At 47.1% G+C, this 25,699-nt stretch carries 26 protein-coding genes; 18 read left to right on the plus strand and 8 right to left on the minus strand.

Going from position 1 to position 25,699, the window contains the following annotated elements; translation table 11 throughout:
• The first annotated feature begins 11 nt into the window (after positions 1-11).
• The 9 genes from atpH to AC2T0J_RS07010 all read left to right on the plus strand — a co-directional run bounded on the left by atpH (position 12) and on the right by AC2T0J_RS07010 (position 7,547).
• A complete protein-coding gene (atpH, locus tag AC2T0J_RS06970; RefSeq protein WP_489809417.1) occupies positions 12-545 on the plus strand; it encodes a F0F1 ATP synthase subunit delta in 534 nt (177 codons plus the stop codon).
• 13 nt (positions 546-558) lie between these two features.
• Complete coding sequence (gene atpA / locus AC2T0J_RS06975) at positions 559-2,100, plus strand: F0F1 ATP synthase subunit alpha (RefSeq protein ID WP_489809418.1); 1,542 nt, start codon at positions 559-561, stop codon at positions 2,098-2,100.
• Positions 2,101-2,156: 56 nt separating this feature from the next.
• Entirely contained in the window at positions 2,157-3,017 is an 861-nt protein-coding gene (gene atpG, locus AC2T0J_RS06980; RefSeq protein ID WP_123324211.1) for a F0F1 ATP synthase subunit gamma, read from the plus strand.
• 33 nt (positions 3,018-3,050) lie between these two features.
• On the plus strand, positions 3,051-4,433 hold the full coding sequence (gene atpD / locus AC2T0J_RS06985) for a F0F1 ATP synthase subunit beta (protein ID WP_489809419.1): 1,383 nt from the start codon (positions 3,051-3,053) through the stop codon (positions 4,431-4,433).
• Positions 4,434-4,513: 80 nt separating this feature from the next.
• Complete coding sequence (locus AC2T0J_RS06990) at positions 4,514-4,927, plus strand: F0F1 ATP synthase subunit epsilon (RefSeq protein WP_105935421.1); 414 nt, start codon at positions 4,514-4,516, stop codon at positions 4,925-4,927.
• Positions 4,928-5,119: 192 nt separating this feature from the next.
• On the plus strand, positions 5,120-5,539 hold the full coding sequence (locus AC2T0J_RS06995) for a GFA family protein (protein WP_489809420.1): 420 nt from the start codon (positions 5,120-5,122) through the stop codon (positions 5,537-5,539).
• On the plus strand, positions 5,536-5,889 hold the full coding sequence (locus tag AC2T0J_RS07000) for a VOC family protein (protein WP_489809421.1): 354 nt from the start codon (positions 5,536-5,538) through the stop codon (positions 5,887-5,889). The genes AC2T0J_RS06995 and AC2T0J_RS07000 overlap by 4 nt, the downstream gene beginning before the upstream one ends.
• Before the next feature lie 94 nt (positions 5,890-5,983).
• Entirely contained in the window at positions 5,984-6,928 is a 945-nt protein-coding gene (locus AC2T0J_RS07005; RefSeq protein ID WP_489809422.1) for a hypothetical protein, read from the plus strand.
• 13 nt (positions 6,929-6,941) lie between these two features.
• Positions 6,942-7,547 carry a glutathione S-transferase family protein gene (locus AC2T0J_RS07010; RefSeq protein ID WP_489809423.1) on the plus strand — a complete coding sequence of 202 codons (606 nt, stop codon included), beginning with the start codon at positions 6,942-6,944 and terminating at the stop codon, positions 7,545-7,547.
• 1 nt (position 7,548) lies between these two features.
• Here the strand turns inward: AC2T0J_RS07010 and AC2T0J_RS07015 are convergent, their stop codons facing one another.
• Positions 7,549-8,208: a tRNA-uridine aminocarboxypropyltransferase gene (locus AC2T0J_RS07015; RefSeq protein ID WP_489809424.1), complete on the minus strand. Its 660-nt coding sequence runs from the start codon at positions 8,206-8,208 to the stop codon at positions 7,549-7,551.
• On the opposite strand from AC2T0J_RS07015, the gene AC2T0J_RS07020 reads away from it, so the two are divergent.
• The 3 genes from AC2T0J_RS07020 to AC2T0J_RS07030 all read left to right on the plus strand — a co-directional run bounded on the left by AC2T0J_RS07020 (position 8,129) and on the right by AC2T0J_RS07030 (position 10,571).
• Positions 8,129-8,503 (plus strand): MGMT family protein, encoded by a 375-nt coding sequence (locus tag AC2T0J_RS07020; RefSeq protein WP_489809425.1) that lies wholly within the window; start codon positions 8,129-8,131, stop codon positions 8,501-8,503. The two genes, AC2T0J_RS07015 and AC2T0J_RS07020, sit on opposite strands and share 80 nt — an antisense overlap.
• 25 nt (positions 8,504-8,528) lie before the next feature.
• On the plus strand, positions 8,529-9,707 hold the full coding sequence (locus AC2T0J_RS07025) for a cyclic di-GMP phosphodiesterase (RefSeq protein ID WP_489809426.1): 1,179 nt from the start codon (positions 8,529-8,531) through the stop codon (positions 9,705-9,707).
• 234 nt (positions 9,708-9,941) lie between these two features.
• Complete coding sequence (locus AC2T0J_RS07030; RefSeq protein ID WP_489809427.1) at positions 9,942-10,571, plus strand: YiaD family glycine zipper/OmpA-like lipoprotein; 630 nt, start codon at positions 9,942-9,944, stop codon at positions 10,569-10,571.
• A gap of 39 nt (positions 10,572-10,610) precedes the next feature.
• Here the strand turns inward: AC2T0J_RS07030 and AC2T0J_RS07035 are convergent, their stop codons facing one another.
• The 3 genes from AC2T0J_RS07035 to AC2T0J_RS07045 all read right to left on the minus strand — a co-directional run bounded on the left by AC2T0J_RS07035 (position 10,611) and on the right by AC2T0J_RS07045 (position 17,309).
• Positions 10,611-11,078: a nuclear transport factor 2 family protein gene (locus tag AC2T0J_RS07035; protein ID WP_489809428.1), complete on the minus strand. Its 468-nt coding sequence runs from the start codon at positions 11,076-11,078 to the stop codon at positions 10,611-10,613.
• A 453-nt stretch (positions 11,079-11,531) separates the two neighbouring features.
• Positions 11,532-12,662 (minus strand): HD-GYP domain-containing protein, encoded by a 1,131-nt coding sequence (locus AC2T0J_RS07040; protein ID WP_489809429.1) that lies wholly within the window; start codon positions 12,660-12,662, stop codon positions 11,532-11,534.
• 12 nt (positions 12,663-12,674) lie between these two features.
• Positions 12,675-17,309: a response regulator gene (locus tag AC2T0J_RS07045; RefSeq protein WP_489809430.1), complete on the minus strand. Its 4,635-nt coding sequence runs from the start codon at positions 17,307-17,309 to the stop codon at positions 12,675-12,677.
• A 159-nt stretch (positions 17,310-17,468) separates the two neighbouring features.
• Between AC2T0J_RS07045 and AC2T0J_RS07050 the strand changes: the two genes are divergently transcribed.
• Complete coding sequence (locus tag AC2T0J_RS07050) at positions 17,469-18,038, plus strand: YceB family lipoprotein (RefSeq protein ID WP_489809431.1); 570 nt, start codon at positions 17,469-17,471, stop codon at positions 18,036-18,038.
• A 112-nt stretch (positions 18,039-18,150) separates the two neighbouring features.
• Here AC2T0J_RS07050 and AC2T0J_RS07055 read toward each other — a convergent pair whose 3' ends face one another.
• Positions 18,151-18,879, minus strand: a complete 729-nt coding sequence (locus AC2T0J_RS07055; protein WP_489809432.1) for a methyl-accepting chemotaxis protein — start codon at positions 18,877-18,879, stop codon at positions 18,151-18,153.
• A 121-nt stretch (positions 18,880-19,000) separates the two neighbouring features.
• On the opposite strand from AC2T0J_RS07055, the gene AC2T0J_RS07060 reads away from it, so the two are divergent.
• Positions 19,001-19,459: a GNAT family N-acetyltransferase gene (locus AC2T0J_RS07060; RefSeq protein ID WP_489809433.1), complete on the plus strand. Its 459-nt coding sequence runs from the start codon at positions 19,001-19,003 to the stop codon at positions 19,457-19,459.
• Between the two features lie 31 nt (positions 19,460-19,490).
• Here AC2T0J_RS07060 and AC2T0J_RS07065 read toward each other — a convergent pair whose 3' ends face one another.
• The gene (locus tag AC2T0J_RS07065; RefSeq protein ID WP_489809434.1) at positions 19,491-20,489 is read right to left on the minus strand and encodes an NADP-dependent oxidoreductase; all 999 of its coding nucleotides are present in this window, start codon (positions 20,487-20,489) and stop codon (positions 19,491-19,493) included.
• Between the two features lie 225 nt (positions 20,490-20,714).
• On the opposite strand from AC2T0J_RS07065, the gene AC2T0J_RS07070 reads away from it, so the two are divergent.
• Complete coding sequence (locus AC2T0J_RS07070) at positions 20,715-21,422, plus strand: hypothetical protein (protein WP_489809435.1); 708 nt, start codon at positions 20,715-20,717, stop codon at positions 21,420-21,422.
• Positions 21,423-21,499: 77 nt separating this feature from the next.
• On the opposite strand, the gene AC2T0J_RS07075 is transcribed toward AC2T0J_RS07070, so the two are convergent.
• Positions 21,500-22,363, minus strand: a complete 864-nt coding sequence (locus tag AC2T0J_RS07075) for a YicC/YloC family endoribonuclease (RefSeq protein WP_489809436.1) — start codon at positions 22,361-22,363, stop codon at positions 21,500-21,502.
• Positions 22,364-22,570: 207 nt separating this feature from the next.
• Between AC2T0J_RS07075 and rph the strand changes: the two genes are divergently transcribed.
• The 3 genes from rph to tusA are packed head-to-tail and all read left to right on the plus strand — an operon-like array spanning position 22,571 to position 24,187.
• Positions 22,571-23,284 (plus strand): ribonuclease PH, encoded by a 714-nt coding sequence (gene rph / locus AC2T0J_RS07080; RefSeq protein WP_279319493.1) that lies wholly within the window; start codon positions 22,571-22,573, stop codon positions 23,282-23,284.
• Between the two features lie 14 nt (positions 23,285-23,298).
• Positions 23,299-23,940 (plus strand): orotate phosphoribosyltransferase, encoded by a 642-nt coding sequence (gene pyrE / locus AC2T0J_RS07085; RefSeq protein WP_489809437.1) that lies wholly within the window; start codon positions 23,299-23,301, stop codon positions 23,938-23,940.
• Positions 23,930-24,187: a sulfurtransferase TusA gene (gene tusA / locus AC2T0J_RS07090; protein ID WP_489809438.1), complete on the plus strand. Its 258-nt coding sequence runs from the start codon at positions 23,930-23,932 to the stop codon at positions 24,185-24,187. The genes pyrE and tusA overlap by 11 nt, the downstream gene beginning before the upstream one ends.
• Before the next feature lie 21 nt (positions 24,188-24,208).
• On the opposite strand, the gene AC2T0J_RS07095 is transcribed toward tusA, so the two are convergent.
• Complete coding sequence (locus AC2T0J_RS07095) at positions 24,209-25,336, minus strand: helix-turn-helix domain-containing protein (protein ID WP_489809439.1); 1,128 nt, start codon at positions 25,334-25,336, stop codon at positions 24,209-24,211.
• Between the last annotated feature and the right edge of the window lie 363 nt (positions 25,337-25,699).

Raw genomic sequence — 25,699 nt, forward strand, 5'->3', positions numbered from 1 at the left:
GGAGATGAGCCATGTCTGAATTGACAACCGTAGCTCGTCCCTATGCGAAAGCCGCTTTCGATTTTGCTGTTGAGCAAAATGCCATTGCTACATGGCAGGAAATGCTGGGCTTTGCCGCGGAGGTTTCGAAAAACGAAACCATCCATGACCTGTCTACAGGTGCTATGGCGGCAGACAAGCTGGCAGACCTGTACATTAACGTCTGTGGCGATTCGCTCGATAAACATGGTCAAAACTTAGTAAAAGTTCTGGCTGAGAATAAACGTTTAACCGTGTTACCTGAGATTTCTGCTTTGTTTGATTTACTCAAAGCAGATTATGAAAAAGAAGTAGAAGTATCTGTTACCTCTGCGGCTGAGCTGACTGAAACTCAGCAATCTGAACTCAGTACATCGTTGGAAAAACGTTTGGCACGTAAAGTGAAGCTTATTTGTAACGTGGATCCTGCCCTGGTAGCCGGCTTAGTAATTAAAGCTGGTGATACAGTCATCGATGGTTCCGTGAAATCTAAATTGAACCGTCTCGCAGACGCGTTGCAAGCATAACGGGGATAAGAGCATGCAACTTAATTCCACTGAAATTGCCGAACTGATCAAGAAAAGAATTGCTCAGTTCGATGTAACCAGTGAAGCACGCAATGAAGGTACTATCGTCGCAGTAACCGACGGTATCATCCGCATTCACGGCCTGGCCGATGTTATGCAGGGTGAAATGATTGAGCTTCCTGGTGGTCGTTACGCGATTGCACTAAACCTTGAACGAGATTCAGTTGGTGCAGTTGTTATGGGTCCTTACTCGGACCTGCAAGAAGGACAAAAAGTCCAGTCTACTGGTCGTATCCTCGAAGTACCTGTTGGTCGTTCACTGCTGGGTCGTGTTGTAAACACCCTGGGTGAGCCGATTGATGGTAAAGGGTCTATCGACACTGATACTTTCGAGCCAGTTGAAAAAATCGCACCGGGCGTAATCGAGCGTCAGTCAGTTGATCAACCAGTACAAACTGGTTACAAGTCAGTTGACTCTATGATTCCAATCGGTCGTGGTCAGCGTGAGCTAATCATCGGTGACCGTCAGACTGGTAAAACAGCGATGGCAATCGATGCCATCATCAACCAGAAAGGTACTGGCGTTAAATGTGTATACGTAGCGGTTGGTCAAAAAGCCTCTACTATCGCTAACGTGGTACGTAAACTGGAAGAGCACGGCGCACTGGCTCACACCATTATTGTTGCCGCTTCTGCTTCTGAGTCTGCTGCCCTGCAATACCTGGCGCCATACTCTGGTTGTACAATGGGTGAATACTTCCGTGACCGCGGTGAAGACGCCCTTATCGTATATGATGATTTGTCTAAGCAAGCTGTTGCTTACCGTCAAATTTCACTGCTGCTGAAGCGTCCTCCTGGTCGTGAAGCATACCCAGGTGACGTATTCTATCTTCACTCACGCTTACTTGAGCGTGCTGCACGGGTTAACGAGCAGTATGTTGAGCGTTTCACTAACGGCGAAGTTAAGGGCAAAACCGGCTCATTAACGGCATTGCCAATTATCGAAACGCAAGCGGGTGACGTATCTGCATTCGTACCAACTAACGTAATCTCGATTACTGATGGTCAGATCTTCTTAGAAACTGATCTGTTCAACGCAGGTATCCGTCCGGCGGTTAACGCTGGTATCTCGGTATCTCGTGTTGGTGGTGCGGCGCAGACTAAAATCGTTAAGAAGCTGGGCGGTGGTATCCGTTTAGCCCTGGCTCAGTATCGCGAACTGGCGGCATTCTCGCAGTTTGCATCTGACCTTGACGAAGCGACTCGTGCCCAGCTTGAGCACGGTGAGCGCGTTACCGAACTGATGAAACAGAAACAGTACACGCCACTGTCAGTGGCGGATACGGGTGTTTCCCTGTTTGCGGTAGAAAAAGGTTATCTGAAAGACGTGGAACTGAACAAGATCCTGGATTTCGAAGCGGCCTTACATTCATTCATGAACAGCGACTATGCTGATCTGATGAAGACTATCAATGAAACAGGTAACTACAACGATGACATTGAGTCTCAGTTGAATGACGCTTTAACGAAATTTAAAGCGACACAAACTTGGTAATCAATGGCTGGTGGTGAAAACCACCAGCACAACGTTGAGTAATCGGAGAGATAGTCATGGCCAGCGGTAAAGAGATAAAAGGTAAGATTGGGAGTATCAAGAATACTCAGAAGATTACCAGTGCGATGGAAATGGTTGCTGCGTCTAAAATGAAAAAGGCGCAGGAACGTATGTCTCATGGACGCCCATACGCACAAAGCATGCTTAAAGTGATTGGTCACATTGCTAACGGTAACCTTGAATATCGCCATCCTTATCTGGAAGAGCGTGAAGTCAAGCGCGTCGGTTACATTGTCATTTCTACGGACCGTGGCTTGTGTGGTGGCTTAAACACCAACGAGTTCAAATTAGTATCGCAACAGGTTAAAGAGTGGCGTGCTAAGGACGTAGAGGTCGATTTTGCCGCGCTGGGTTCAAAAGCCTGCGCATTCTTTAACCGTTTTGGTGGCAATGTACTTGCTGCTGAATCCGGTTTAGGGGATGCCCCGTCGGTAAGCGATATTGTGGGTGTGGTTCGTGTAATGCTTAAAGCATTCGACGAAGGTAAGCTGGATAAAGTATTCCTGGTTTACAATGACTTCGTGAACACAATGACCCAACAGCCTGTGAGTAATCAGTTACTGCCTTTGCCAAAGTCAGAAGACGAAACGTTAAAACATCGCTGGGATTACATTTACGAGCCGGATCCAAAACCTATTTTGGAAGCATTAATGGTTCGTTACATTGAATCTCAGGTATATCAGGGCGTAGTTGAAAATGCCGCGTCGGAGCAAGCTGCCCGAATGGTTGCAATGAAAGCCGCAACCGATAACGCAGGCAACCTGATCGATGATCTTCAATTGGTATACAACAAAGCGCGTCAGGCCGCAATCACACAAGAAATCAGTGAGATTGTTGGCGGTGCCGCAGCGGTGTAGGCAAAGGTTTATAAAAGTTAATGAGGACAAATTATGAGTCAAGGTAAGGTCGTCCAAATCATTGGCGCCGTTGTGGACATTGAGTTTCCACAAGATGCGGTTCCAAAGGTATATGACGCACTTAAAGTTACCGAAGGTGACTTGTCTGGGTTAACCCTGGAAGTGCAACAACAATTAGGTGGCGGTGTCGTTCGTGGTATCGCTATGGGTTCTACTGACGGTCTGCGTCGTGGTCTGGTAGTTGAAAACTCTGGTAACCCAATTATGGTGCCAGTAGGTACAGCTACACTTGGTCGCATCATGGACGTATTGGGTAACCCAATCGACGAAGCAGGTCCAATTGGTGAAGAAGAGCGTATGTCTATTCACCGCGCAGCACCTAGCTACGAAGAACAATCAAGCTCAGTTGAACTGCTTGAAACCGGTATCAAAGTAATCGATCTGGTTTGCCCCTTCGCTAAGGGTGGTAAAGTTGGTCTGTTCGGTGGTGCCGGTGTAGGTAAAACGGTAAACATGATGGAGCTTATCCGTAACATCGCCATCGAGCACAGCGGTTACTCTGTATTTGCCGGTGTTGGTGAGCGTACTCGTGAGGGTAACGACTTCTATCACGAGATGAACGACTCAAACGTTCTGGATAAAGTATCACTGGTATATGGTCAGATGAATGAACCACCAGGTAACCGTTTACGTGTTGCTCTGACGGGTCTGACGATGGCAGAGAAGTTCCGTGACGAAGGTCGCGACGTACTTTTCTTCGTCGATAACATCTACCGTTATACACTGGCCGGTACCGAGGTATCAGCACTGTTAGGCCGTATGCCTTCAGCGGTAGGTTATCAGCCTACACTGGCTGAAGAGATGGGTGTTCTGCAGGAGCGTATCGCTTCTACCAAGACTGGTTCAATCACGTCAATCCAGGCGGTATACGTACCAGCCGATGACTTGACTGACCCGTCACCAGCGACCACCTTTGCTCACTTGGATGCAACGGTAGTACTGTCTCGTGATATCGCCTCTTTAGGTATCTACCCTGCGGTAGACCCACTGGATTCAACTTCACGTCAGCTGGATCCACTGGTAATCGGTCAGGAACACTACGAGACTGCTCGCGGCGTTCAAACTGTACTGCAGCGCTATAAAGAGCTGAAAGACATCATCGCGATTCTGGGTATGGACGAACTGTCTGATGAAGATAAACTGGTTGTAACACGCGCGCGTAAGATTCAGCGTTTCCTGTCTCAGCCGTTCTTCGTAGCAGAAGTATTCACTGGTTCTCCAGGTAAATACGTTTCTCTGAAAGACACCATCAGTGGCTTTAAAGGTATCCTGGAAGGTGAGTATGACCACCTGCCAGAGCAAGCCTTCTACATGGTTGGTTCTATCGACGAAGCGCTGGAAAAGGCCAAAAAATAAGCCTGTTTGATACTGGCCGGCGCTAGAGATGCAGCCGGTCATGTCCAGGCAAGGCTTTCCGTACCTATCAGGAGGTTATTATGGCAATGACAGTTCATCTGGATGTAGTAAGCGCAGAGAAGTCGATCTTCTCTGGTCTCGTTGAAACAATGCAGGTGACAGGAAGCGAAGGTGAACTGGGTATTTACCCTGGCCACGCGCCTCTGATCACTGCAATTAAGCCTGGCATGGTGCGTTTGGTTAAACAGCACGGTGAAGAAGAAGTTATTTATGTTGCTGGTGGTGTACTTGAGGTACAACCTGGCAGTGTAACTGTTCTGGCCGACACGGCAGTAAGAGCAGAAGACTTGGATGAACAAGCTGCTGAAGAAGCTAAACGACGTGCAGAAGAGCACATCGCCAATCCAGGTGCTGATTTTGATTACGCCGAAGCTGCATTAGAGCTAGCCGAAGCAATTGCCCAGTTACGTTTGATACAGAAACTGCGCAAGTAAATCGTTATAAGCATTATCTAAAAACCCGGGCATTGCCCGGGTTTTTTTATGGTTGAAAAATATTGATCTGAATACTGATTTTATATACAGTATTTAACGGCGTCGACGCCGTTAAATGTTATTCATAAGTTGTCACCGCAATTGCCTGACGGTGTTGAATAGAACAATTAACATCAATGAAGGAAGCAACCTATGAATAAAACAACCTTAAAATCAGACTGTCTGTGTGGCGGTACCCGCATTGAAGTCACTCCTGACTCCTGCCAGATAGGTGCTTGTCATTGTGGTATGTGCCGTAAATGGTCTGGCGGGCCCTTTATGGGCATCGAATCAGCACAGATAACGGTTTCCGGTGAGCATGTAGCCCGCTACGCATCCTCAGACTGGGCTGAAAGAGCGTTTTGCAAGCAATGTGGTACTCACCTTTTCTACAAGCTAAAAAGCAATAACATGTATTATGTGCCCGTTGGATTGTTTGATGAGAATGATGACATGGTCTTATCCCACGAAATTTTTATCGATAGTAAACCGCACTATTATCACTTTGCCGAACAAACTCATCAGATGACCGGTGCCGAAGTGTTTGCTGCTTTCGAAGGAGACTCATTATGACTAAAGATACCTTAATCAATTATGCAGAACTTCCCTGCCGCGACTTACAGGCAACCAAAGCGTTTTTTGCCGAGGTTTTCGGCTGGACCTTCACTGATTACGGCCCGGCCTATGTAGAATTTCATGATAAAGGCATTGTCGGTGGGTTTTATCAGTCAGAGCAGTCTTCGCTAACTGAAAATGGTGCAACCTTGCTGGTATTTTATTCGCCGCAACTGGAGCAAATAAAAGCTAAAGTTGAGCAACACGGTGGAACCGTAATCAAGCCTGTGTTTGATTTTCCGGGTGGCAGACGGTTTCATTTTACCGAGCCCAGCGGTAATGAATTCGCCGTGTGGAGTGATAAGTAAACGCTTACAGAAAAGCTACCATCATGGTGGTGCTTAAGGTAATGTATTGCGCCGTATAGTCTTTGCAACGTAATACATTACTAACGAAAAGCAGATGAAAAATAACAAAAATACTGTACTGCATGTGTGGATGTTGCCGCTTTTGTTTGTCTTAGCCTGTTTTACCGCGAATTATCTGGCCGGATCGCTGGATTACCGGAACATTACTGACGAACGGTCCCAGCGAGATTTTAACGCAGCGTTAGGAATGCCGCTGATCATTGGTTTTTTGTGGTTGGCACTGCGAATTCTACACCGTCGTGCAGGCAAGCGGATAGCCGACTTTCTGGTCCAGACTAATCAGTTGTCACAATACCATCAGCACAAAAAAATGCTGGAGAGAAAGCTTATTCGCCACGTTATTCTGGCTGCATCGCTGTCTATATCGATTACCCTGATATATCTGATCAACGAAGATTTGCTGGCTTTTAATCAGGCTTTCTCGGTACTGCTACTTAACGTTATTGCGGTGCCCTTCTGGTTTTTCTTGTTTCTGTTTCTAATGCAGTCGGCGTCTTTTACACGCTACCTGTATAAAAGGTTGGTACTGCCGAACATTGAACAGTACTTTTGTCATTGCAAAGCAATTTGTGACCTTGGCGCCAGCAATGTCATCTTTTCGTTACTGATGTTACTTTTGATACCCGTATTCTGGATTGGAAAACCAGTCCCTGTCATCGATGCCTTAATATTACTAACATTGACAACGTTTATGATCGTTCTGTTGTTTATGCCAGTCTTCAAAACGGTTTATCTGATGCGCAAACATCGCAATCAGAGTATTCGGCGAATCGAAACACAAATAGCCCGGTTGATTATTAGCGGACGGCACAGCCCGGAAAATAACCCGGGTGAAGCATTGTTTGAGCTTAATCAGCAGTTCGAAGATTTAAAGCAATTTCGCTGTTGGCCCAAAGATAGCTTTGTTAATACGAAAATTTTTATTATGTCGACCGGTCTACCTTGTTGTTTTTTATTGCTAATCTGGTGGTTAAATTAGGGAACAAATCAGCATGAAAGTGTACGGTGACAGCCGTTCTGGCAACTGTTACAAAATTCAGTTATTACTGGGATTATTAGGCAAGCAATGTGAATGGCAAGAAGTCGATATTCTCAACGGCGAAACTCAGACTGATGCCTTTAAGCAACTTAATCCTGCTGGCAAGATCCCATTGCTTGAACTCAGTGATGGCCGTAGCCTGAGCGAGTCAAATGCTATCTTAAACTACCTCGCCGCTGGTAGCGTGTTTATTCCGTCTACCGAATTTGAACTGGCTAAAATGCTACAGTGGCAGTTCTTTGAACAGTACAGCCATGAGCCTGCCATAGCAGTAGCGCGTTTTATTAACGTATACCTGGGTCTTCCTGCTGAGCGCCAGCTAGAATATGAACTAAAGCAACAGGCAGGATATAAAGCATTAGCGGTGATGGAACAGCAATTAATGCAAACGGCTTTCCTGATTGGCGATCAGATGACTCTGGCCGATATTGCACTGTACGCCTATACCCATGTGTCTCATGAGGCTGGCATCATGCTTGACGAGTATCCGGCGATCCGTCGTTGGTTGTTGATGGTACAAGAGCAGCGCGGCTATATGCCAGTGCAGAAGAAAGACTGATTTAATCCTGCCGCGGCAGAAAGCGTTGCCATTGGGTGGTAAAGGCATTGAGCAAGGTAAACAGTGGTGCCGGGTCGAGGTGTTCGACATACTCAAGGGTATAGGCCACTGCCTCCAGCGTTGAAAAGCTGTATTCCAGGTCAGAACGGCGAATTGTATACTGGCCTTGCTGCTGTAGAGGTAGTTTGTAAAACGGATACCGGTTGAGCCAGGCATTGTTCTGCCAGATAGCAAAGGCCTGCTTCCAACTGGCATCGATAAAAATTGCCCGTTTGATGCGAGCAGAAGACGTGTCTGTCACGGCGGATAATTCGGTACTTTTGTCAGACGGGTAGAACACAGCCGTTGTCGCCGGGTTGGCCGCCAGGTGCTGCTCAAGCTGACTAAAGTCGGCAGCCTGTTTTCCTGTCAAAACGGTTATGTTTGCCAACGCAAGGCTAAGCAGCCGTACCGTGTTTTTGGCGCGTACCGACTCTTTTGGATGTTGCAGGATAATTACTTCGGTATGATTAGAAACCGGTTTAATTGCATGGCATAGGCAGGTTTGAACAGGGTAACCACAACTAGGGCATTGTTTGCGCATGACTAAACAGGAATCGGCTGGTATAGATAGCCGTAAGCTTACCCCAGCTGAACGCATTTGGCACACCGTAGGACTCATTCCGGAAGGAAAAGTGGCATCCTATGGAAAAATTGCCGATCTGGCGGGATTGCCAGGGCGTGCTCGCTATGTTGGGTATTGTTTGCGCAATGTCCCCGCCTCTCTTACACTACCCTGGTACCGTGTGTTACGTAGTAACGGTCAGATTGCTTTTCAGGCCGGTACGCCACAAGCTCTTAATCAATGTGAGCTGCTGGCAGATGAAGAGGTACTGGTGCAGAATAATCGGGTTAATCTCAAGTTGTATGGCTGGGAGCCGGGTCTGGATGTAATACTGCATCAGTTAGCATTTTAATGTCTTCTATCTGGTTAAGGAGCTTATGGCATCGTTAACAATAGGAATTGAACAGCTTGAAGTCGGCATGTACGTGCTGCAGATTGCTGAACAAAAAGCCGGAACGGTGCAGATAAAAAACCGTGGCCGGGTGACCAGTCAGGCAATTATTGACCAGTTAAAGCGCAAAGGCATAAAGCGGTTAATTATTGATACTGACCTGTCCTATCATGCCTCGAAACCAACAGCCAGTGTGCAAAGACAACCTGAACTGGACACTCGCGTACCGCTGGAAGCGGAACTGGTCAAAGCTCAAAGCTTATATCAGCAGGGGATTGTCCTGCAGAAAAACCTGTATGATGCCGTTCATGAAGGAACACCTTTTGACGATTTTGTTCCGGCAGAATTTGCCCGGGCGCTGGTGGGATCACTGGATAGAAACCCGGATGCGCTGTTATTACTATCCCGGATCCGTGAGAAAGATACTTACTTACTCGAGCATTCCCTGAACGTTGGCATTTTATCTGCCCATTTTGCCCGTTCCCTGGGTATGTCTCAGCCGGAAATCGAAGCGGTTGCCTACAGCGGGCTGCTTCACGATTTGGGCAAAATTAAAATCCCTGATGAAATTTTGCATAAACCTGGTCGCCTCACTGACGCTGAAATGGAAGTGATGAAGAAACACGTTGAGTATGGCGTGGAGTTCTTGTCAGCAATGAAATTAGACGCCGGGCTGATTAAAGTTATCAGTGAACACCACGAACGACTGGATGGGATGGGTTATCCAAATCGGCTGAGTGGTGAGGAGATTTCGTATAACGGGCGTATACTGGCGATCACGGATATGTATGATGCGTTAACGGCTGACCGCTGCTACAAAGCGGGCATGTCGAGTCAAAAAGCGCTGCAGATCCTGATGAAAGACAGTGAAACCAAATTGGATGCCACCCTGTTAAGGCAGTTCATAAAATGTATCGGGATCTATCCATTAGGCTCGTTAGTGGCGCTTTCAAATCAACGTGTTGCCATGGTGATGCATCAAAATGAGAGCCAGCCTTTACGACCCGCGGTTAAAATGTTCTACTCCATCAATGGCGGCCATTATATAACGCCGAAAGACGTCGACCTTAGCAAAGACCTGCAACTAAATATCGTAAAGGCGGTTACGCCAACTGAATACAATATTGATATTAACCGATTCTTTAAAGAGTCAATCACGGCATAGCAGCTGGTGTTGCAATTAAGAAACAGTTTGCTGTGTAAACATTGCAAACCTTACCTTCAGATCCTGCTTTTAACGCTATCTGAACAATCCCCTGCTATTAGTCTGTTTCATTCGTGCAGAGCCTGATAACTCTAGTGACCTGGCGTGATTCATATGGTGTTCATTAATCACCAGCTATTGTTGGAACAGGATTTGCTCGAGTCAGTATGTATAGGTAAGTTATCTGAGGAATTTATGAAAAAGCTATTATTAGTGTGTGCCGTTTCAGCTGCTGTTTCTTTAACCGGTTGTGCTAACAGTAATAACACCCAGCGGGGGGCCGCTATTGGTGCGGTGGCCGGGGCATTATTAGGTAAGGCCACCGGCGATAATGACAAAAGCCGGTATGCCTGGGGTGCAGTAGTTGGTGCTATTGCCGGTGGTGCCATTGGTAACTACATGGATAAACAGGAAGAAGCGCTGCGCGAAGAGCTTGCAGACACCGGAGTAGATGTAGTGCGGGAAGGTGATACGTTACACCTTATCATGCCGGGTGACATTACCTTTGCGACCAATTCATCTGCTATCAGCCCAAACTTTAACCCGGTACTGGAAGACGTGGCTCTGGTGTTGAACGAATATGAAAAAACCGTGCTGATGATTAAGGGCCATACCGACGATACCGGTGCAGAAGAGTATAATCAGGCGCTCTCCGAGCGCCGTGCCAATGCGGTTAAAAATCTGTTGATGTCTTATAGTGTTAATGGCCAGCGGATCACCACTGTGGGCATGGGCGAGTATCAGCCTAAGGTGCCCAATACGTCTGCTGAGAACCGTCAGCAGAACCGTCGTGTTGAACTGTCAATCCAGCCTATTACCAACTAAACAGGCATCTTTTGACCCGCCTTAACCGGCGGGTCTTGCTCAATGCATAGCGTTGTATGCTTTTATCTGTTCGGCAACGCTGTCGGCAATGTCATTGGGAATTGGAATGGTTAAGTGATACTGGGTGACTTTCCAGCCGGACTCGGTTTTAACCAGCACGCCAGTGCCCCGGGTTAATCCGAGTGAGGCATTGTCCAGCAGCTCATCAAACCAGGCGACATCCTTGTGGGGTGAAAAGTAAATGTGGCGCTCCCTGGATTTATAGGTCCAGCCAGAACCCCGGTCAAATATGGGTTTCGCATAGTTTTTGAATTCTTCCAGCGTCCAGGTTTCGGACGCGTCGGTGCCAATAAAAATGGCTTCCTCGTCATATTGCGCGAAATAACGGTCATAGTTTGCCTGCGCAGCAAACTTGTGTAAGTTGCTGATTATAGTATCGACAGCCTCTTGCTCTGTGGCTAACGCTGAATGGCAAACCAGCCCTACTAAACAAATTAACCAACGCATAATGCCTCCTTTATTGTGGTTTTGGTCCCGATTATGACCTCTTTGAGCAAGATTACATAACACGCTGTTTTTAATATAAACGCCGTGCTGTTTACTTGCAAATAAGGGGGCGACTACTTTTCATAGTATAGGTGCGGCGATTATAGCCGTCCTCACTGTATTTATGTATCTGGAGCCATTGCGTTGATGAACCTACTTTTGAGGCAAAAAATTCGCCTCATCCCGATCATTGGCACGCTCAGTTTTGCGATTTTTGTCATTATCAACAGTGTTGTTTCTGCACAAAACGTTGATTTTCCAGCATTGTAATTAAGTACCTCAGCGTTAACCAATATGGGAAAAGTCCGCAACATACTGGTCTCCTCGGTAACACCTGTGACATTGATGGGGTAAATGGTGCCAGACAGAAAGCGGACACGGTGAGAGCCGATCTTACCGCCACAAGCCGGGGTTTTACGCGTTAAAGCTAAGCCTGTTAGCGGCCTCTTCTACGTCTTTCTGTGAATCTGCATATTGCTCGGCTATTCGGATAAACTTATCTTCACAGGCCAGAAACGCTGCAACAATGTCCGGATCAAAATGACTGCCCTCTCCTTCTTTTATTATGCTAACTGCTTTTTCATGAGAAAATGGTGGCTTATAAACACGACGGCTGATCAAGGCGTCATACACGTCTGCTAATGCCATCAGACGCGCTGAAATTGGAATTTTATCACCGGCCAGTCCCTGAGGATAACCGCTGCCATCCCATTTTTCGTGATGGCTATAAATGATTTCTGTTGCAAACGTTAGGAAGTGTTTACTGCTATCGTGTAATGAACTGATGGCTGCTTCTATCGCATCTTTTCCATATTTAGGATGACACTTCATTACATCAAATTCAGCGTCAGTTAGTTTTCCGGGTTTTAGCAATATACGGTCCGGAATACCGACTTTACCTATGTCATGTAATGGCGCGGACTTGCATATCAGCGCTATATTTTCCTGTGTTAAATAAGCAGTAAAACGGGGATTCGTCATTAGGTGTTCTGCTAGCACCTGAATATAGTGTTGAGTACGGCGAATATGGTTGCCGGTTTCAGGATCTCGTGTTTCTGCCAGCGCACCCATGGCTACCATAGCAACGTCCTGCAGCTCTTCGAGTTGGCGGGTCCGTTGTGCTACCTTCTCTTCCAGTGCATGGTTTTGCGATGCCAACAGGTCTTTAGCCTCCTTAAGCATCAGATGATTCTTCACCCGCTCTATCATAATGGCCGGCGAAATAGGCTTGGTGATATAGTCCACAGCACCGAGCGCCAGTCCTTTTGCTTCGTCACTGACTTCGGCTTTAGCGGTTAAAAATATAATAGGGATATCGCGTAAATCGGGATTCGCTTTTATGCGCTCACACACTTCATACCCGTCCATATCTGGCATCATAATATCCAGCAGGATTAAATCAGGTTTTTGCTGGTCCAGAATTTTAAGAGCTATTGCCCCGTTCAGGGCTGCCATGATGGTGTGTTGTCCGCCCAAAACGCCTTTTACAATATCGATATTGGTGGCGGTATCATCTACAGCGAGAATAAGCTTTTTAGCGGTCATAATGTACTCCGTTTAAGACTGATTGTTGGCGGCCGGTTGCAGGGAAGAAAGGCACGCCGATGCGGTGTCGAAGTCGTAGACTTGTAAAGCTTCCAGTATTGTTATCAGCGTCGCTCTGAACTCTTTTGGTGCGTTGGCGAGTAGCGCCTCGCAATAATCTGAAGCTTCACTGTCATAAAGGCTGATTTTATTGGCCAGTTCATTAATCTGTTGTACGGATAACGCTTCGCCGGTGAGTGAGTTGTTATGGATTTTTGCAGTGCCGGAAAGCGTATGAGAGAGGGTTTCGAGCATCCGCTGTAGCAAAACACTGGTAGTAGTGACCAGCTCAGATATTTCTTTTTTACTGCCATCATCGAGTGCTTGCTCGGCTAGGCGTGCCTGTTTGTGGAGCTCCTGGGCGCCAATATTGCCAGCGAGGCCGGCTAACCTGTGAAAAATGAAGCGCAGTTGCTGCGGATTGTTTTCTGCTAGCGCTTTTTCCAGTGATTCGGCAGTGTCTGCTTCGTCGATGATTACCCGTGCTAGGACACGTTTATACGCATTGACATTTCCACCAACGCGCTGAATGGCACTTCGTGTATCAAAGCCATCTATTTCCAGGTGTTCCGGTTCTGTTTCGTGCAGGTGTGGGGTCATTTCTGTATCGATAGGTGTCTCGTGGCCTATAAAATCGATCAGTAAATCAAATAACCTGTTTGGATCTATCGGTTTGCTTATATGGGCATTCATCCCCACGTCCTCACAATGTTGCTTGTCTTCGGGCATTACATTGGCGGTCATTGCGATAACCGGCATATCATCCCATTGAGAATGTTTACGAATTTCATTGGTAGCGGTAAAGCCATCCATTACCGGCATCTGTATATCCATGAGTACGGCATCAAATTGTTGCTGACCGAGGACTTCCAACGCTTCCTGCCCATTGCTGGTGGTTACCACATCTATACCGGCCTGTGACAATAATTCGCTGGCGACTTGTTGATTTACAGGATTATCCTCAACCAGTAAAACCCGATTACCACAGAGTAGGCTGCGGCGATTATGGCTGGTTTTAACGTGAGGATTAGCCAGTCCTGAACTGGCTATGCTACTGCCTTCATTCATAACGTTGATCAGGGCATCAAAGAGTGATGACGGACTCACCGGCTTGAGCAGAAATTCGTTAATACCAGCTTTCAGGGCCTCAGGTTTTACATCTTCGTGTTCGTAAGCGCTCACGAGAATGATGCGTGGCTTTTTGTGGTTGTCTGCGGTCTGTATTCTGCGGCTGGTTTCTATGCCATTAAGGCCGGGCATACGCCAGTCCATGAGGATCACATCAAATGGTCTGCTTGCTGTGGCTATCACATCCAGTGCTTTCCTGCCGTTGGAGGCAACGTGAGCAGCGCAGCCAAATTGCGATAGCAAGTTACATAATATCTGACGCATGGTGTCACTGTCGTCCACCACCAGGACTTTAAGCCCTTTAAATTGCTCCGATAAATACACCGGTGGCGAGGCTTCAGGGGCGACGCCCAGGGTAGCGGTAAACCAGAACTCACTTCCCTTATGATGTTCGCTTTCCACTCCTATATCGCCGCCCATCAAATTGGCCAGTCGCTTACAAATGGCCAGCCCAAGACCAGTACCACCGTATTTACGGGTGGTTGAAGTGTCGGCCTGAGAAAAGGATTCAAACAGATTATGCTGCTGTTCTCGGGTTAAACCAATTCCGGTGTCGGCGACACTAAACCTTAGCGTAGTCTGTTTTTTGGTTTGCTTTAGCACCGTTGCAGTAACAATAATTTCACCCTCATGGGTAAATTTCACAGCATTACTGAGCAGGTTTAACAGAACCTGGTTAAGTCTTAGCGGATCGCCTATCAGCTGTAGTGGGATTGCCGGGTCTATATTGAAAATCAGTTCGAGGTTTTTCTTCTCGACACTGACCTGCACCATAGCAGCTACTTCAAATAGTACTTTTTCCAGTGAGAATAGGTTTTTTTCAAAATGCAGTTTACCGGCTTCAATCTTCGAGAAGTCGAGAATGTCGTTGATGATGCGCAGCAAGGCATTGGCCGAGTTATCAATATTAAGCAGATAATCCTGCTGTTTAGTAGTCAGCTCGGTGCACAATGCCAGATGAGTCATGCCAAGAATTGCGTTCATCGGGGTACGAATCTCATGACTCATATTGGCCAGGAATGCAGACTTCGCCTGGGTCGCCGACTCCGCTTTTGCTTTTGCTTCCTTCATTTCGGTGATATCCACCATAATACCCAATAGTCCGCCTAAGGTATCGTTAGACAAGTGGAACGTTGTGACCCAGTACAATACGTCATGGGCCTTACCGTCGGCATAATATTGTACCAGTTCATGCTTGGCCGAACCGCCTTTGGCGAGCAGTGCAGAATCTTCGGCGTGGTACGTCTTACGATCCTCGAGCGGCAGATATTCCAATTCCATCACGGTTTTACCTATCATCATATCGCGGCTCAGGCCAAATGCTTTTTCGTAAGCGCGGTTACATCCCAAAAACACCCCGTTTGGATCTTTAATAAAAATGGGGTAGGGAATGGTGTCGACTAGCGCAGACTGAAACCGTATTTGGTCCTGTTTAGTCTGCTCCGCCCTTCTGCGGGCGGAAATATCTTCCACAATCCACAGTACACCGTCTGTCATATTGCCATCGTCGTCCTGAGCAAGCGATTTCCCCGACAGTGAGCACCATAGTGCCTTTTTACCAGCAGTTTGGAGTGGCATTTCCGCCTGGTAGTTTTTACCCTGTTGCAGGGTGGTATGTGCTGCGTGAAAAAACGACTGGTACTCTTCTTCAGTCGAGAATAATTTATCTAAACTCAGTCCGGCTACTGCTTTGGGAGTTTCGTAGCCGAGCAATAGCGCAAACCGCTCATTACAACGGTCGATACAATGTTGGCCCTTATCCAGAAAAATGCCAACCTGAGCGCTGTCGAAAATACCCTGTAATTCGCCCTTAATTTTACGCAGACGTTTTTCAACTTCCTTGCGCTCCCTAACTTCGCGCGCTAACCGGTGGTTGCTGAATGATATTGCAATAATAATCACTGCGGCCATCGCGATCATAGCGCCGGCCGCGAACAAAAAAGTGGACCAGTCAAATTCATAATCAGTACGTACATTCACCCAGCGATCGTAAAATGAGCGCTGCTTTTCCTGTGGTAAAGCCAACAGAGCTTTATTAAGAATATCAACCAGCTCTGGCCAGTCTCCCCTGACGCCTATCGCTAGTTCAAACTGATAAGGTGTGGTGGCAGCAACCTTCAGGTTTTCCAGAGTAAAACTTCTGATATTGTAAGTAACGGCAGGCAGTGTATCGAATGCGGCCGTCACTTCGCCTTCAATAACGGCGTTGAGGGCTTCATGCAATGAGTGGTATTCAACAATTTGAATTTCGGGGAAATCGCGGCGGAGGTAGACATTGGTGGCGTACTCTTTAACCACACCGATTCTTTGCCCATTTAAATCGCTCAACTGAGAGATAAAGTCGGCGTCATTACGCGTAATCAACACCATGGGCATGGAGTGATACACATCGGTAAACAAGATATCCTGATGTTGCTGACCAATGGGAGTCACGGCGGCCAGAATATCCACGTCTTTTTGCCTGAATGCGCGAATGACTTCCGACCAGTTTTTTGCCTGGTAAGGCGTAAACGTGCTGCCTAATTGCTGTTGCAGCCAGTTGGTGTACTCTGAAGTGACTCCTATATGTTCACCGGCCTTGGTTAGTCCTTCAATAGGCAGCCAGGCCGGATCAATACCGGTGCGAATATCCACATGGTTATTGAGCCACTGCTGTTCAGCTGGTGTGAGATGAAACTTACCTTCGTAGTCAAATGCCTGACTCAGATACTTGTCGCGAATCGCTTTTATGTCGGCTTCGCTAAGTGAGGCAATTCCCTGGTTAAGAATTTCCAGTAAAACCGGTTGATCTTTTCTGACTCCGATTGTCAGTGGTGTGGGCGAGACATCAAGAAAGCCAGCTGCTTGTATCTGACGCGGTAAAAAGCGGTTTATAAAGTACTCTCCCACAAAATTGTTACCAATATAGGCATCAACATCATGGGTCGCGACCAGGGTCAGTGCTTCCAGTGGATCTTTTACTTCACGAAAACGAATTTCGGGGTACTGGATTATGAGTGACTGAGCCAGATAATGACCTTTTTCCAGGGCTACACTCTTGTTTTGCAAATCAGTAATACCAGAGATGGAGTCATCGTCTTTTGCGGTAAAAATTGTGATCAGGCTAAGTAAATAAGGTTTGGTAAACTCGAAGTATTTGCGTCGCTCAGACGAAGGCGTCATTGCCGGCGATAAATCCAGCTTATCATTCAATAAAGCCGGATAAAGCGTATCCCAATTACCCAGTGTGGGCTGGCAGTCTAGCCCGGTGCACTCACAAATCAAAAGCAGGATGTCTGCACTGATGCCGCGATAGATACCGTCAGTATTCTGATATTCAAAAGGGGCCCAATTGTTGGTTGCTGCAACGTTAACGGTTGGGTTTTCTGTTATCCAGTTTTGTTGTTCTGGGGTCAGCGAAATTTTCCCAGCGAATGCCGGAGTAGCAACCAACACTAACGAACAGAACCACTTTGATAAGCGATAAAACCTTTGCTTCATTACTACTTCCCTATAACGTTGCTTTCTGCTAGTAGTGTTTACCCCTTGACCAATTCAGATTAAATTGAATCGTCCGCCACATCAACTTGTTGTGACTTTCACAAAGTATAGTACGTTAGCTGATATACTGTTGACTAATCCAACTCAGCGGACACAGGTATGCAGTATAAAACTCTGTTATTAGTGGCATTACTTAATTTAATCACCGCCTGCAGCGTTATTTCTTCAGTGGCATCGTATTCAGTGACGTCGGCTGATATCGCGTCGGAATTAGCGGGGCAATTGGACAATTTAAATCAAAAATCATCGGTGGCTGGCATTCCGGTTTTTCTGACGGTTGAAAACTTGCAGATTGATATTGGCCCGGATGGGAGGCCGGTTGTATCTTTATTGGCCGATGCGAAAGCAACAATCTCTGTTTTTGGCCTGAATTATCCCGCAAAGGTAAAACTGGGGTTGGAAGGCGAGCCTTATTACGATCAGCAGGAAAAAGCCCTGTATGTGCGTTCGCTTAGTCTGACCCGCAGTGAGATTGATGCGGCCGGGTTTAAAGGTAACCTCGCGCCGCTGGCTGACCGCTACATGGGGTTGTTTAGCCGTTATCTGGCTACCCATCCGGTGTATCAGATTGATACAACTAAAGGTGGTCTGGCATGGCTCGGTAATGTGCCATTAGACATGAAGATCGTGCCGGGCAAAATTACCTTTGTACCGCAATTCGACCAGTAAGCTAAATAGCAAACTGGGCCATGAGGCGTCGTAATGATTGCATCTGGTCGGCAAGCTTATCAGCCGTTGCTGACTGGCCTGAATGCTTGTAGTGTTACTCGTGGTCATTGTTTTAACTGCATTGGCTGCCGCTTGCTCCAGCCGCATGATGGTCTGAATGTTGACTTCTGTACGGCCCTGGATTCGTTGTGCCAGCTCGCGAACTTACTGCAAAGCCCCTGCCCTGCTCCCTGGCCCGGGCTGCTTCTATCGCCGCGTTTAAAGCCAGTAGGCTGGTTTGATCTGCAATGCCGTTTATCACTGTCAGTACCTTAACAACGTCCACTACGTCTTTTAGCAGTGTTGCTACTTGCTCGGCCGATACCGATATTTCAGATTCCAGCCCATTCATGACTCCTACGGTTTCATTGATGGCCCGATTTGCTTTATCACAGTGGCTTTTCACCTGGCTCGCCGCATTGGCAGTTTGCGTTGCATTGGTGGCGATTTCTCTGGCTGAATTGACTATATCGCCCACAAAGCCTGATACGGTGTGGCTGCTCTGCTGGCCTTTACGCAATTGCGCGCCAGCCTGTTTAGTATCGCTGCTTATCGCGGTCGTTGATTGGTAAGCGGGTTCGCTTTGGGGCGCTACCTGGCTGATTAACTGATGGATGCGTGAGGCAAAGCCGTTGAAATTTCGAGCCAGTCCACTGACTTCAACGTTAACACTATCGTTAACACGCTGAGTCAGATCACCATCGCCCTGCGTGAGCTCACGGAATGAGTTATTCAACGACAGCAGGCGCTGCAGGATCCCCTGGGAAATTAAAAATGACGTGCCAACGGCAATCAGTAACACTGCTACCGTTATAACCAGCGTCAGAATAAAGATCGCCTAGCGGGCTTTGCTGGCTTCTTTTCTTATTGCAATGACCAGGTGGATCAGCAATCATCTTTGCCAACATTGTTGCGGAGGTTTTATGCTTAACTGGTGCCTGTTACCCTTCTCTCAACTCAATACCGACCAGCTTTATGAATTACTCAAATTGCGCACTGACGTGTTTGTTGTAGAGCAAAACTGCCCTTATCCGGAGCTGGATGATAAAGACCGTATATCCGGGGTGTACCATCTGTTAGGAAAGACCGGCGATAAGCTGGTGGCTTATGCCAGGTTACTTCCTCCCGGTGTTAGTTTCCCGCAGGTGAGTATTGGCCGGGTGGTTGTGGCAGAGCAGGCGCGGGGCGCCGGTTACGGACAGCAATTAATAGGTAAAGCATTAGATGAATGTCAGCGACTGTGGCCGGAAAAGGATATCCAGATTGGTGCTCAGGTTTATCTTGAGGGCGTTTATAAGCAATTTAGCTTTGTAAGAAATTCAGAAGATTACCTGGAAGACGGGATTCCTCATGTGGATATGGTGCTCAGCAAAGGCTGCTGACCAAACTACTGGCCAGCACGTTGTGGAATGGCTACAGCCGGATAAGCAGTTTACCTTTATTGTCGCCGGTGAAGAACAGGTTAAGAGCACTCATGGCACTTTCCAGTCCTTCTAATACATGGGTCCGGTACTTTATTTTACCCTGAGCAATATAAGGACTGAGCTTCTGTAACAGCTGCGCAGCTTCATGCAGGTGGTCTGGCATGGCAAATCCCTGAATTAATATTCGTTTCTTTATCAGCGGGATCCAGTTTGGCCCGGGGGCTGGTTTCGCGGCGGTGTAGTCGGCAATCATGCCGCAAACGACCACCCTGCCGTGCACATTCATACGATTAAATATGTGCTGTTGTACCGGGCCGCCGGTGTTCTCAAAAAAGATGTCAACGCCTTGTGGCGTGAGGTCCTGAAGCTTACGCACAAGGTCATCCGTGTTGTAATTCACTGCGCCGTCAAATCCCAACTCGTTAACTATCCAGTCAGCCTTTTCATCACTGCCAACTACACCGATAACCCGCAGCCCTACAGCTTTTGCCAACTGACCAACCATCGACCCTACTGAGCCGGCTGCGCCGGTCACAACGAGTGTTTCGCCGGCCTGTGGTTTTCCAATATTAAATAAGCCCTGGGTGGCAGTCAGGCCGGGCAGACCAAAAACCGCAAGGGCGGTTTCACCGTCGACGCCAGATGGTAATTTATTGAGCCCTTTACCGTCGCTAAGGGCATATTCGGTCCAGCCCATCATGCCCATCACTTTATCACCCGGCGAGTAATCGGAGTGGTTTGAGCTAATGACCTCACCGTATCCACTGGAACGCATCCGGCTATTGAGCGCAACCGGCGGTATATAGCTGTCTTCATCAGGCATCATCCAGCCAAGCATGGCGGGATCCATCGACATGTGGGTTTGCTTAACTAACAGTTCGCCTGCGCCCGGCTGTGGAATGTCCCTAGTCACGACCTCGAACAAGTGTGGGCCGATGGGATTTCCATCGGGGCGTGCGGCCAGTAATATTTCTTTGTATTGGCTCATGAAGTACTCCTTGGTAGACACCGGGAGTATGACACATCAGCGAAATTAACCAAACCGGGTGGGTCGAGACGGTTAGTATTTGGTGTTTATGCCGCTTTTATCCAGGCAAAAATTAAATGTGAAAATGTTACCTTTTTCATTTAAGCTCGGCGGCAACTTTTCCGGCTGGCAGTCGGTAGCTGGGTGATAAATTGATTATTTTAATGGTTATAAGGAAAAAACCACATGAAAAAGACCTTTCTGGCGCTATCAGTATTGCTTACTTCATATCAGGCTATGGCCCAGAGTAGTGCAAACAATCCGCAGTTTAATTATGCCGAAGCAGGCTATGTTCAGTTTGACATCGACGATATTGATGAAGTGAAGCCTGCCGGTATTTCGGTTAGCGCGGCTAAGCAATTCGACCAATTTTTTATCACTGGCCAATACATGAGAGCCGCGGACGATACCAATCAAAACAACGGCATATCAGAACCCGGTTTCGAGGTTGATGAGCGGGCTAATCTGGAACTTACCACTACCCGTTATGAGCTTGGCGCCGGTTATATCTGGGATGTCAGCGACGGCGCTTCTATCGACCTTATGGTTGCTTACGGCAATCTCGATGCAACTGCGGATGTCGACTTTACTGCAGAAATCCGTTATACGGATATCGACGGAAATGCAATTCTGGAAACCTTTAGCGATAGCTACTCTGAGTCTGCTGATGAAAACTATTTCAGTGTGGCCGCACGATATATTTTTAACGTCAATGACTTTGTCCTCAAAGGATCTGTAGGTGCTGAGCGATTTGACACTGATGGCGCTGATACGGAGTTCGTTTATCGCGTAGAGGCGGGTTATTTTGTTACCGAAACTGTTTCGGTCAACCTGGGTTACACTGGCGGGGCTGATTATTCAGTGGCGGCGCTAACAGCGCGTTATCATTTCTAGTCCATAACAGAGAAAACCGTCATCAATACTAAAAAAGCCCCTGATGAAGGGGCTTTTTCGTGGGTAACTGAGCGGGCTTATTCGATGTTCTGGATCTGCTCGCGCATTTGTTCGACTAGCACTTTCAGTTCTACTGCTGACTGCGTGATTTCAGTGCTAATAGATTTTGAGCCCAGGGTATTCGATTCGCGGTTAAACTCCTGCATCATAAAATCCAGTCTGCGGCCGCAGGCGCCGCCTTTATTAAGAATTTTACGGGTTTCACCTACGTGAGAGTTTAAGCGGTCAAGCTCTTCCGCTACATCCACTTTTTGCGCTAACAGGATCATCTCCTGTTCAATACGGGAGGCGTCCAGTTCTAGCTTGGCTTCTTCAAAGCGAGTCTGAATCCGCTCGCGTTGCCAGTTGAGAATTTCCGGCATACGCTCAGCCACTTTTTGTGCTTCAACTTCGATGGCATCAAGGCGCTGCTCAATCAGCGACTTGAGATTTTCGCCCTCATCCCCGCGAGCGGTAATAAAGTCATCCATAGCTTTATCCAGGCCGGCCAGCAAATCGGCCTGGATAGTATCTGTATCCGCTTCCTCAGCCGCAATGACACCCGGCCAGCGCAGTACGTCGAGTGGGTTAACGCCGGTTGACTGCCCGTGCGACTGTACCCAGTCGGCAGCGTGCAATACTTGTTTGGCCAGCTCTTCGTTAAGCGTTAACTTGGTGACGGCTGCATCGTTTGCGGTGAAGCGTAAGGCGCATTCTACCTTACCTCGTTGCAAACGCTTTCTGAAACGGTCGCGAAGCAGCGGCTCTAAGCTACGAAACTGTTCAGGCAAACGAAAATAGGTTTCCAGGTAGCGTTGGTTTACTGAGCGAATTTCCCATACTGCTGTTCCCCAGTCCTTTTTTACTTCGCTGCGTGCGAAAGCCGTCATGCTATAAATCATTGTATTATCCGTCGGCATATTGCTTGTGTAGTCATCTATTGTACTACAGTCCGCTTCTGAACCCTATGCCTTTGCATCGTTGCTGCATGCGTGGGTTTCACATGGAACATCAGGCGGACAGAAGTGATTCAACGTTCAACTTATGCCATTAATTACGCTATACTATCGCCGTTAAATTAGCCGAGTACCCAATTTCAGGAGATTACCATGCGCCCAAGTGGCCGAACTGCCAGCCAAATCCGCCCCGTCACCATTACCCGTAACTTTACCTGCCATGCGGAAGGTTCTGTGCTGGTGGAATTTGGTAACACCAAAGTGTTATGTAATGCCACAGTTGAAGAAGGCGTACCACGTTTTATGAAAGGTCAGGGTAAAGGTTGGATCACGGCTGAGTACAGCATGTTGCCACGCTCTACTCATACCCGTTCGCAACGGGAGGCTGCGCGCGGCAAACAAGGTGGTCGTACTCTAGAGATTCAGCGCCTGATTGCCCGCTCTCTGCGTGCTGCGGTTGATCTGAAATTATTGGGCGAAAATACCATTACCTTTGATTGCGACGTGATTCAGGCCGATGGCGGTACCCGTACCGCTTCTATTACTGGTGCCTGTGTAGCGTTAATCGATGCCCTTACCTATATGCGTAATAAAGGCATTATTAAAGCCAATCCGCTTAAGCATATGATTGCTGCACTGTCGGTAGGTATTTATGAAGGTACACCTATCGCCGATCTGGAATACATCGAAGACTCTGCCGCCGAAACTGACATGAACGTTGTGATGACAGAAACCGGTAAGCTGATTGAAGTTCAGGGGACTGCTGAAGGCGAACCCTTCTCGTTTGAAGAAATGCACGAATTGCTCGATATTGCCAAACACGGATTGCGAGAGTTATTCGATATTCAGAAAGCGGCATTAAATTAAGTTTCGGAGTTTCTATGAAAGCATTCCAACAGGCGTTTATTGAGTTCGCGATTGCCCGTGGCGTTCTGAAATTTGGTGAGTTTACCTTGAAATCTGGCCGTAAAAGTCCGTATTTCTTTAATGCCGGTTTGTTTAATCGCGGAGGCGATCTGGCCAAGCTGGGTCGGTATTATGCCGATGCATTAACCGATGCTGGCATCAATTTTGATGTATTGTTTGGCCCGGCATATAAGGGGATCCCCATTGCCACCACAACAGCAGTGGCTTTGGCCGATCACCACGGGATGGATGTGCCCTACTGCTTTAACCGCAAAGAAGCTAAAGATCACGGCGAAGGCGGAAATCTGGTGGGAAGCCCGCTGGCAGGCAAGGTGATGTTGGTAGATGACGTGATTACTGCTGGCACAGCGATTCGTGAGTCGATGACCTTAATTGAAGCCAACGAAGCTTCACTGGCCGGGGTATTGATTGCGCTGGACAGACAGGAACGCGGTACGGGTGACTTGTCGGCGATCCAGGAAGTGGAGCGCGACTACCATACCAATGTAGTGTCTATTGTTTCGTTAAATGACGTGGTGACTTACCTTAAGTCTGCCGGCGGTTATGATGAGGCGATCGCGGCTATTGAAGCGTACCGGGAAAACTATGGTATCTGAACCTACGTTTAACTGGCAGGATGCCGATCACCAGTTAGATGCTCTGGGCCTGCGCTGCCCGGAGCCAGTGATGATGGTGCGCTTGCAAATGCGTAAACTTGCCAACGGAGAAACGCTGTGTATTACCGCAGACGATCCTGCTACGGTAAGAGATATTCCTAGTTTTTGTCGTTTTATGCAGCACACCCTGGTAGCTGCTGACACCGACGAACTCCCCTATCGTTACCTGCTTAAAAAGGGCCTGTAAAAGACGTTACCCAGCTTCTGGTTATAGTTCAGGCTGAAAGCTGTTACTGGTACTTTTAAACAATTTTGGGCTACAGCCGTATTCACTTTTAAACAGTTTATTGAAGTAAGGGACATTTTTGTATCCTACTGTATAAGCTATTTCAGATACGTTGGAATCTTCATGTTCAGAGAGTAACCTGGCTGCTTCATTAAGCCTTAACTTATTCAGATAAGTTGAAAAGGTATAACCCAGTTCCTCTTTCAGGAGTTCGTTAATCTTATTGCGGTTAATTCCTGAGGCTTGCACGATATAATCTAGATTAACATCAGGGTTGGCGTATTCGGTTGCCATCAGCTTAAGAATTGCGCTTTTATCTTTATCTTTGTGTGATTCAATAGACAGCTGTTTATAGGCTATCAGCGGGCGGTCTTTTCGCATTTTATCCCGGATATCCGCCATCAAATACGAAGCATGTTGGCGAACCAGCCAAATGAGCAACACTATCCATCCGACAACGCTCACTGCGCCAAACAAATACAAATAAAACCAGTTTTTGCCACGGAAGGTGATGTCTCGAATATTGATATTCGAAAGGATATTTTTGGGGCTTTGAATGGAACTGCCAAATGAGATTTTCAGTACATTGGACAGGTTATACTCCTGTGCGCTTAGTTGTTGGTTGTACGATTTAAACCACCACTCTGGTGTATCAAGACGCGTTAAATCGATATCAAATTGCTGCCATTCCTCTTTACAAAGAAAATAGTGCGTGGAAATGCGATCCGAACGCTCATCATCAAATTTTGAGGCATTGTCATCCAGCGTAAACACTGAAAAAGTCAGCGTATTTTCGGGTTTACACTTAGCGGTAAAAGACAGGGTGTCGAACTGACCAATATCTACCGATGTTGGGTTTCCTTCGGTGTCGACAAACTCCATTTCACCCATCGCAAAGATACTTTCGCCCTCTTCTCGAAGATACATATTTAACGAATAACTGTAATCACTGTCGATAATTTCAATATGTGACGTTCCGCCTTCGGATGCATCGGAATACGTTTTGGCACGCCACTGAAAGTTTTCTGTGTCGCTGGCTGGCAGCATAGGTTCGCTGAGAAAAGTAAACTCCATGGCAATAAAGCCTAACGCTGCGGTAAAAAGCAACATCAGTATTAATGCGTATGTAACTTTTCTGTAATAACTGAACATAAATAGCTCTAGCAACTCCGCCAAACATGCATACCTTCGTACAGACATATAACCAAACAGGAAGAACTTCGTCAACGAGTATCAATAAGCGGTTATAACGGGCTTAACTGTCTATTTCTGCTTATATTATTCGCCCGAAAAAATTGCAATTTCTGCACAGTCGTAGCTTTTTAATTAATATTAATAGCGCCAGTCTATTCTTTTCCTTATCTTTTTTCTGTTTACAGGTGAGTAACATCTTGTTTCTTTAAATATAAAAGTGATTCAAGTAGTCAACGCATCAAGGGTAACGGCTGTCTATGATGGCGGTTTATTTTCTAT

The organism is Alteromonas sp. ISO5 (assembly GCF_058105165.1).

What these genes read in the sequence shown, in the direction of transcription:
- atpA (WP_489809418.1), top strand. Translation starts at nt 559, where the DNA reads ATGCAACTTAATTCCACTGAAATTGCCGAACTGATCAAGAAAAGAATT.
- AC2T0J_RS07020 (WP_489809425.1), top strand. Translation starts at nt 8,129, where the DNA reads ATGACTAAACAGGAATCGGCTGGTATAGATAGCCGTAAGCTTACCCCA.
- AC2T0J_RS07005 (WP_489809422.1), top strand. Translation starts at nt 5,984, where the DNA reads ATGAAAAATAACAAAAATACTGTACTGCATGTGTGGATGTTGCCGCTT.
- rph (WP_279319493.1), top strand. Translation starts at nt 22,571, where the DNA reads ATGCGCCCAAGTGGCCGAACTGCCAGCCAAATCCGCCCCGTCACCATT.
- AC2T0J_RS06990 (WP_105935421.1), top strand. Translation starts at nt 4,514, where the DNA reads ATGGCAATGACAGTTCATCTGGATGTAGTAAGCGCAGAGAAGTCGATC.
- AC2T0J_RS07060 (WP_489809433.1), top strand. Translation starts at nt 19,001, where the DNA reads ATGCTTAACTGGTGCCTGTTACCCTTCTCTCAACTCAATACCGACCAG.
- AC2T0J_RS07040 (WP_489809429.1), bottom strand. Translation starts at nt 12,662, where the DNA reads ATGACCGCTAAAAAGCTTATTCTCGCTGTAGATGATACCGCCACCAAT.
- atpG (WP_123324211.1), top strand. Translation starts at nt 2,157, where the DNA reads ATGGCCAGCGGTAAAGAGATAAAAGGTAAGATTGGGAGTATCAAGAAT.
- AC2T0J_RS07065 (WP_489809434.1), bottom strand. Translation starts at nt 20,489, where the DNA reads ATGAGCCAATACAAAGAAATATTACTGGCCGCACGCCCCGATGGAAAT.
- AC2T0J_RS07070 (WP_489809435.1), top strand. Translation starts at nt 20,715, where the DNA reads ATGAAAAAGACCTTTCTGGCGCTATCAGTATTGCTTACTTCATATCAG.
- AC2T0J_RS07015 (WP_489809424.1), bottom strand. Translation starts at nt 8,208, where the DNA reads ATGAGTCCTACGGTGTGCCAAATGCGTTCAGCTGGGGTAAGCTTACGG.
- tusA (WP_489809438.1), top strand. Translation starts at nt 23,930, where the DNA reads ATGGTATCTGAACCTACGTTTAACTGGCAGGATGCCGATCACCAGTTA.
- AC2T0J_RS07025 (WP_489809426.1), top strand. Translation starts at nt 8,529, where the DNA reads ATGGCATCGTTAACAATAGGAATTGAACAGCTTGAAGTCGGCATGTAC.
- AC2T0J_RS07000 (WP_489809421.1), top strand. Translation starts at nt 5,536, where the DNA reads ATGACTAAAGATACCTTAATCAATTATGCAGAACTTCCCTGCCGCGAC.
- atpH (WP_489809417.1), top strand. Translation starts at nt 12, where the DNA reads ATGTCTGAATTGACAACCGTAGCTCGTCCCTATGCGAAAGCCGCTTTC.
- AC2T0J_RS07010 (WP_489809423.1), top strand. Translation starts at nt 6,942, where the DNA reads ATGAAAGTGTACGGTGACAGCCGTTCTGGCAACTGTTACAAAATTCAG.
- AC2T0J_RS07030 (WP_489809427.1), top strand. Translation starts at nt 9,942, where the DNA reads ATGAAAAAGCTATTATTAGTGTGTGCCGTTTCAGCTGCTGTTTCTTTA.
- AC2T0J_RS07045 (WP_489809430.1), bottom strand. Translation starts at nt 17,309, where the DNA reads ATGAAGCAAAGGTTTTATCGCTTATCAAAGTGGTTCTGTTCGTTAGTG.
- AC2T0J_RS07035 (WP_489809428.1), bottom strand. Translation starts at nt 11,078, where the DNA reads ATGCGTTGGTTAATTTGTTTAGTAGGGCTGGTTTGCCATTCAGCGTTA.
- pyrE (WP_489809437.1), top strand. Translation starts at nt 23,299, where the DNA reads ATGAAAGCATTCCAACAGGCGTTTATTGAGTTCGCGATTGCCCGTGGC.
- AC2T0J_RS06995 (WP_489809420.1), top strand. Translation starts at nt 5,120, where the DNA reads ATGAATAAAACAACCTTAAAATCAGACTGTCTGTGTGGCGGTACCCGC.
- AC2T0J_RS07075 (WP_489809436.1), bottom strand. Translation starts at nt 22,363, where the DNA reads ATGATTTATAGCATGACGGCTTTCGCACGCAGCGAAGTAAAAAAGGAC.
- atpD (WP_489809419.1), top strand. Translation starts at nt 3,051, where the DNA reads ATGAGTCAAGGTAAGGTCGTCCAAATCATTGGCGCCGTTGTGGACATT.
- AC2T0J_RS07050 (WP_489809431.1), top strand. Translation starts at nt 17,469, where the DNA reads ATGCAGTATAAAACTCTGTTATTAGTGGCATTACTTAATTTAATCACC.
- AC2T0J_RS07095 (WP_489809439.1), bottom strand. Translation starts at nt 25,336, where the DNA reads ATGTTGCTTTTTACCGCAGCGTTAGGCTTTATTGCCATGGAGTTTACT.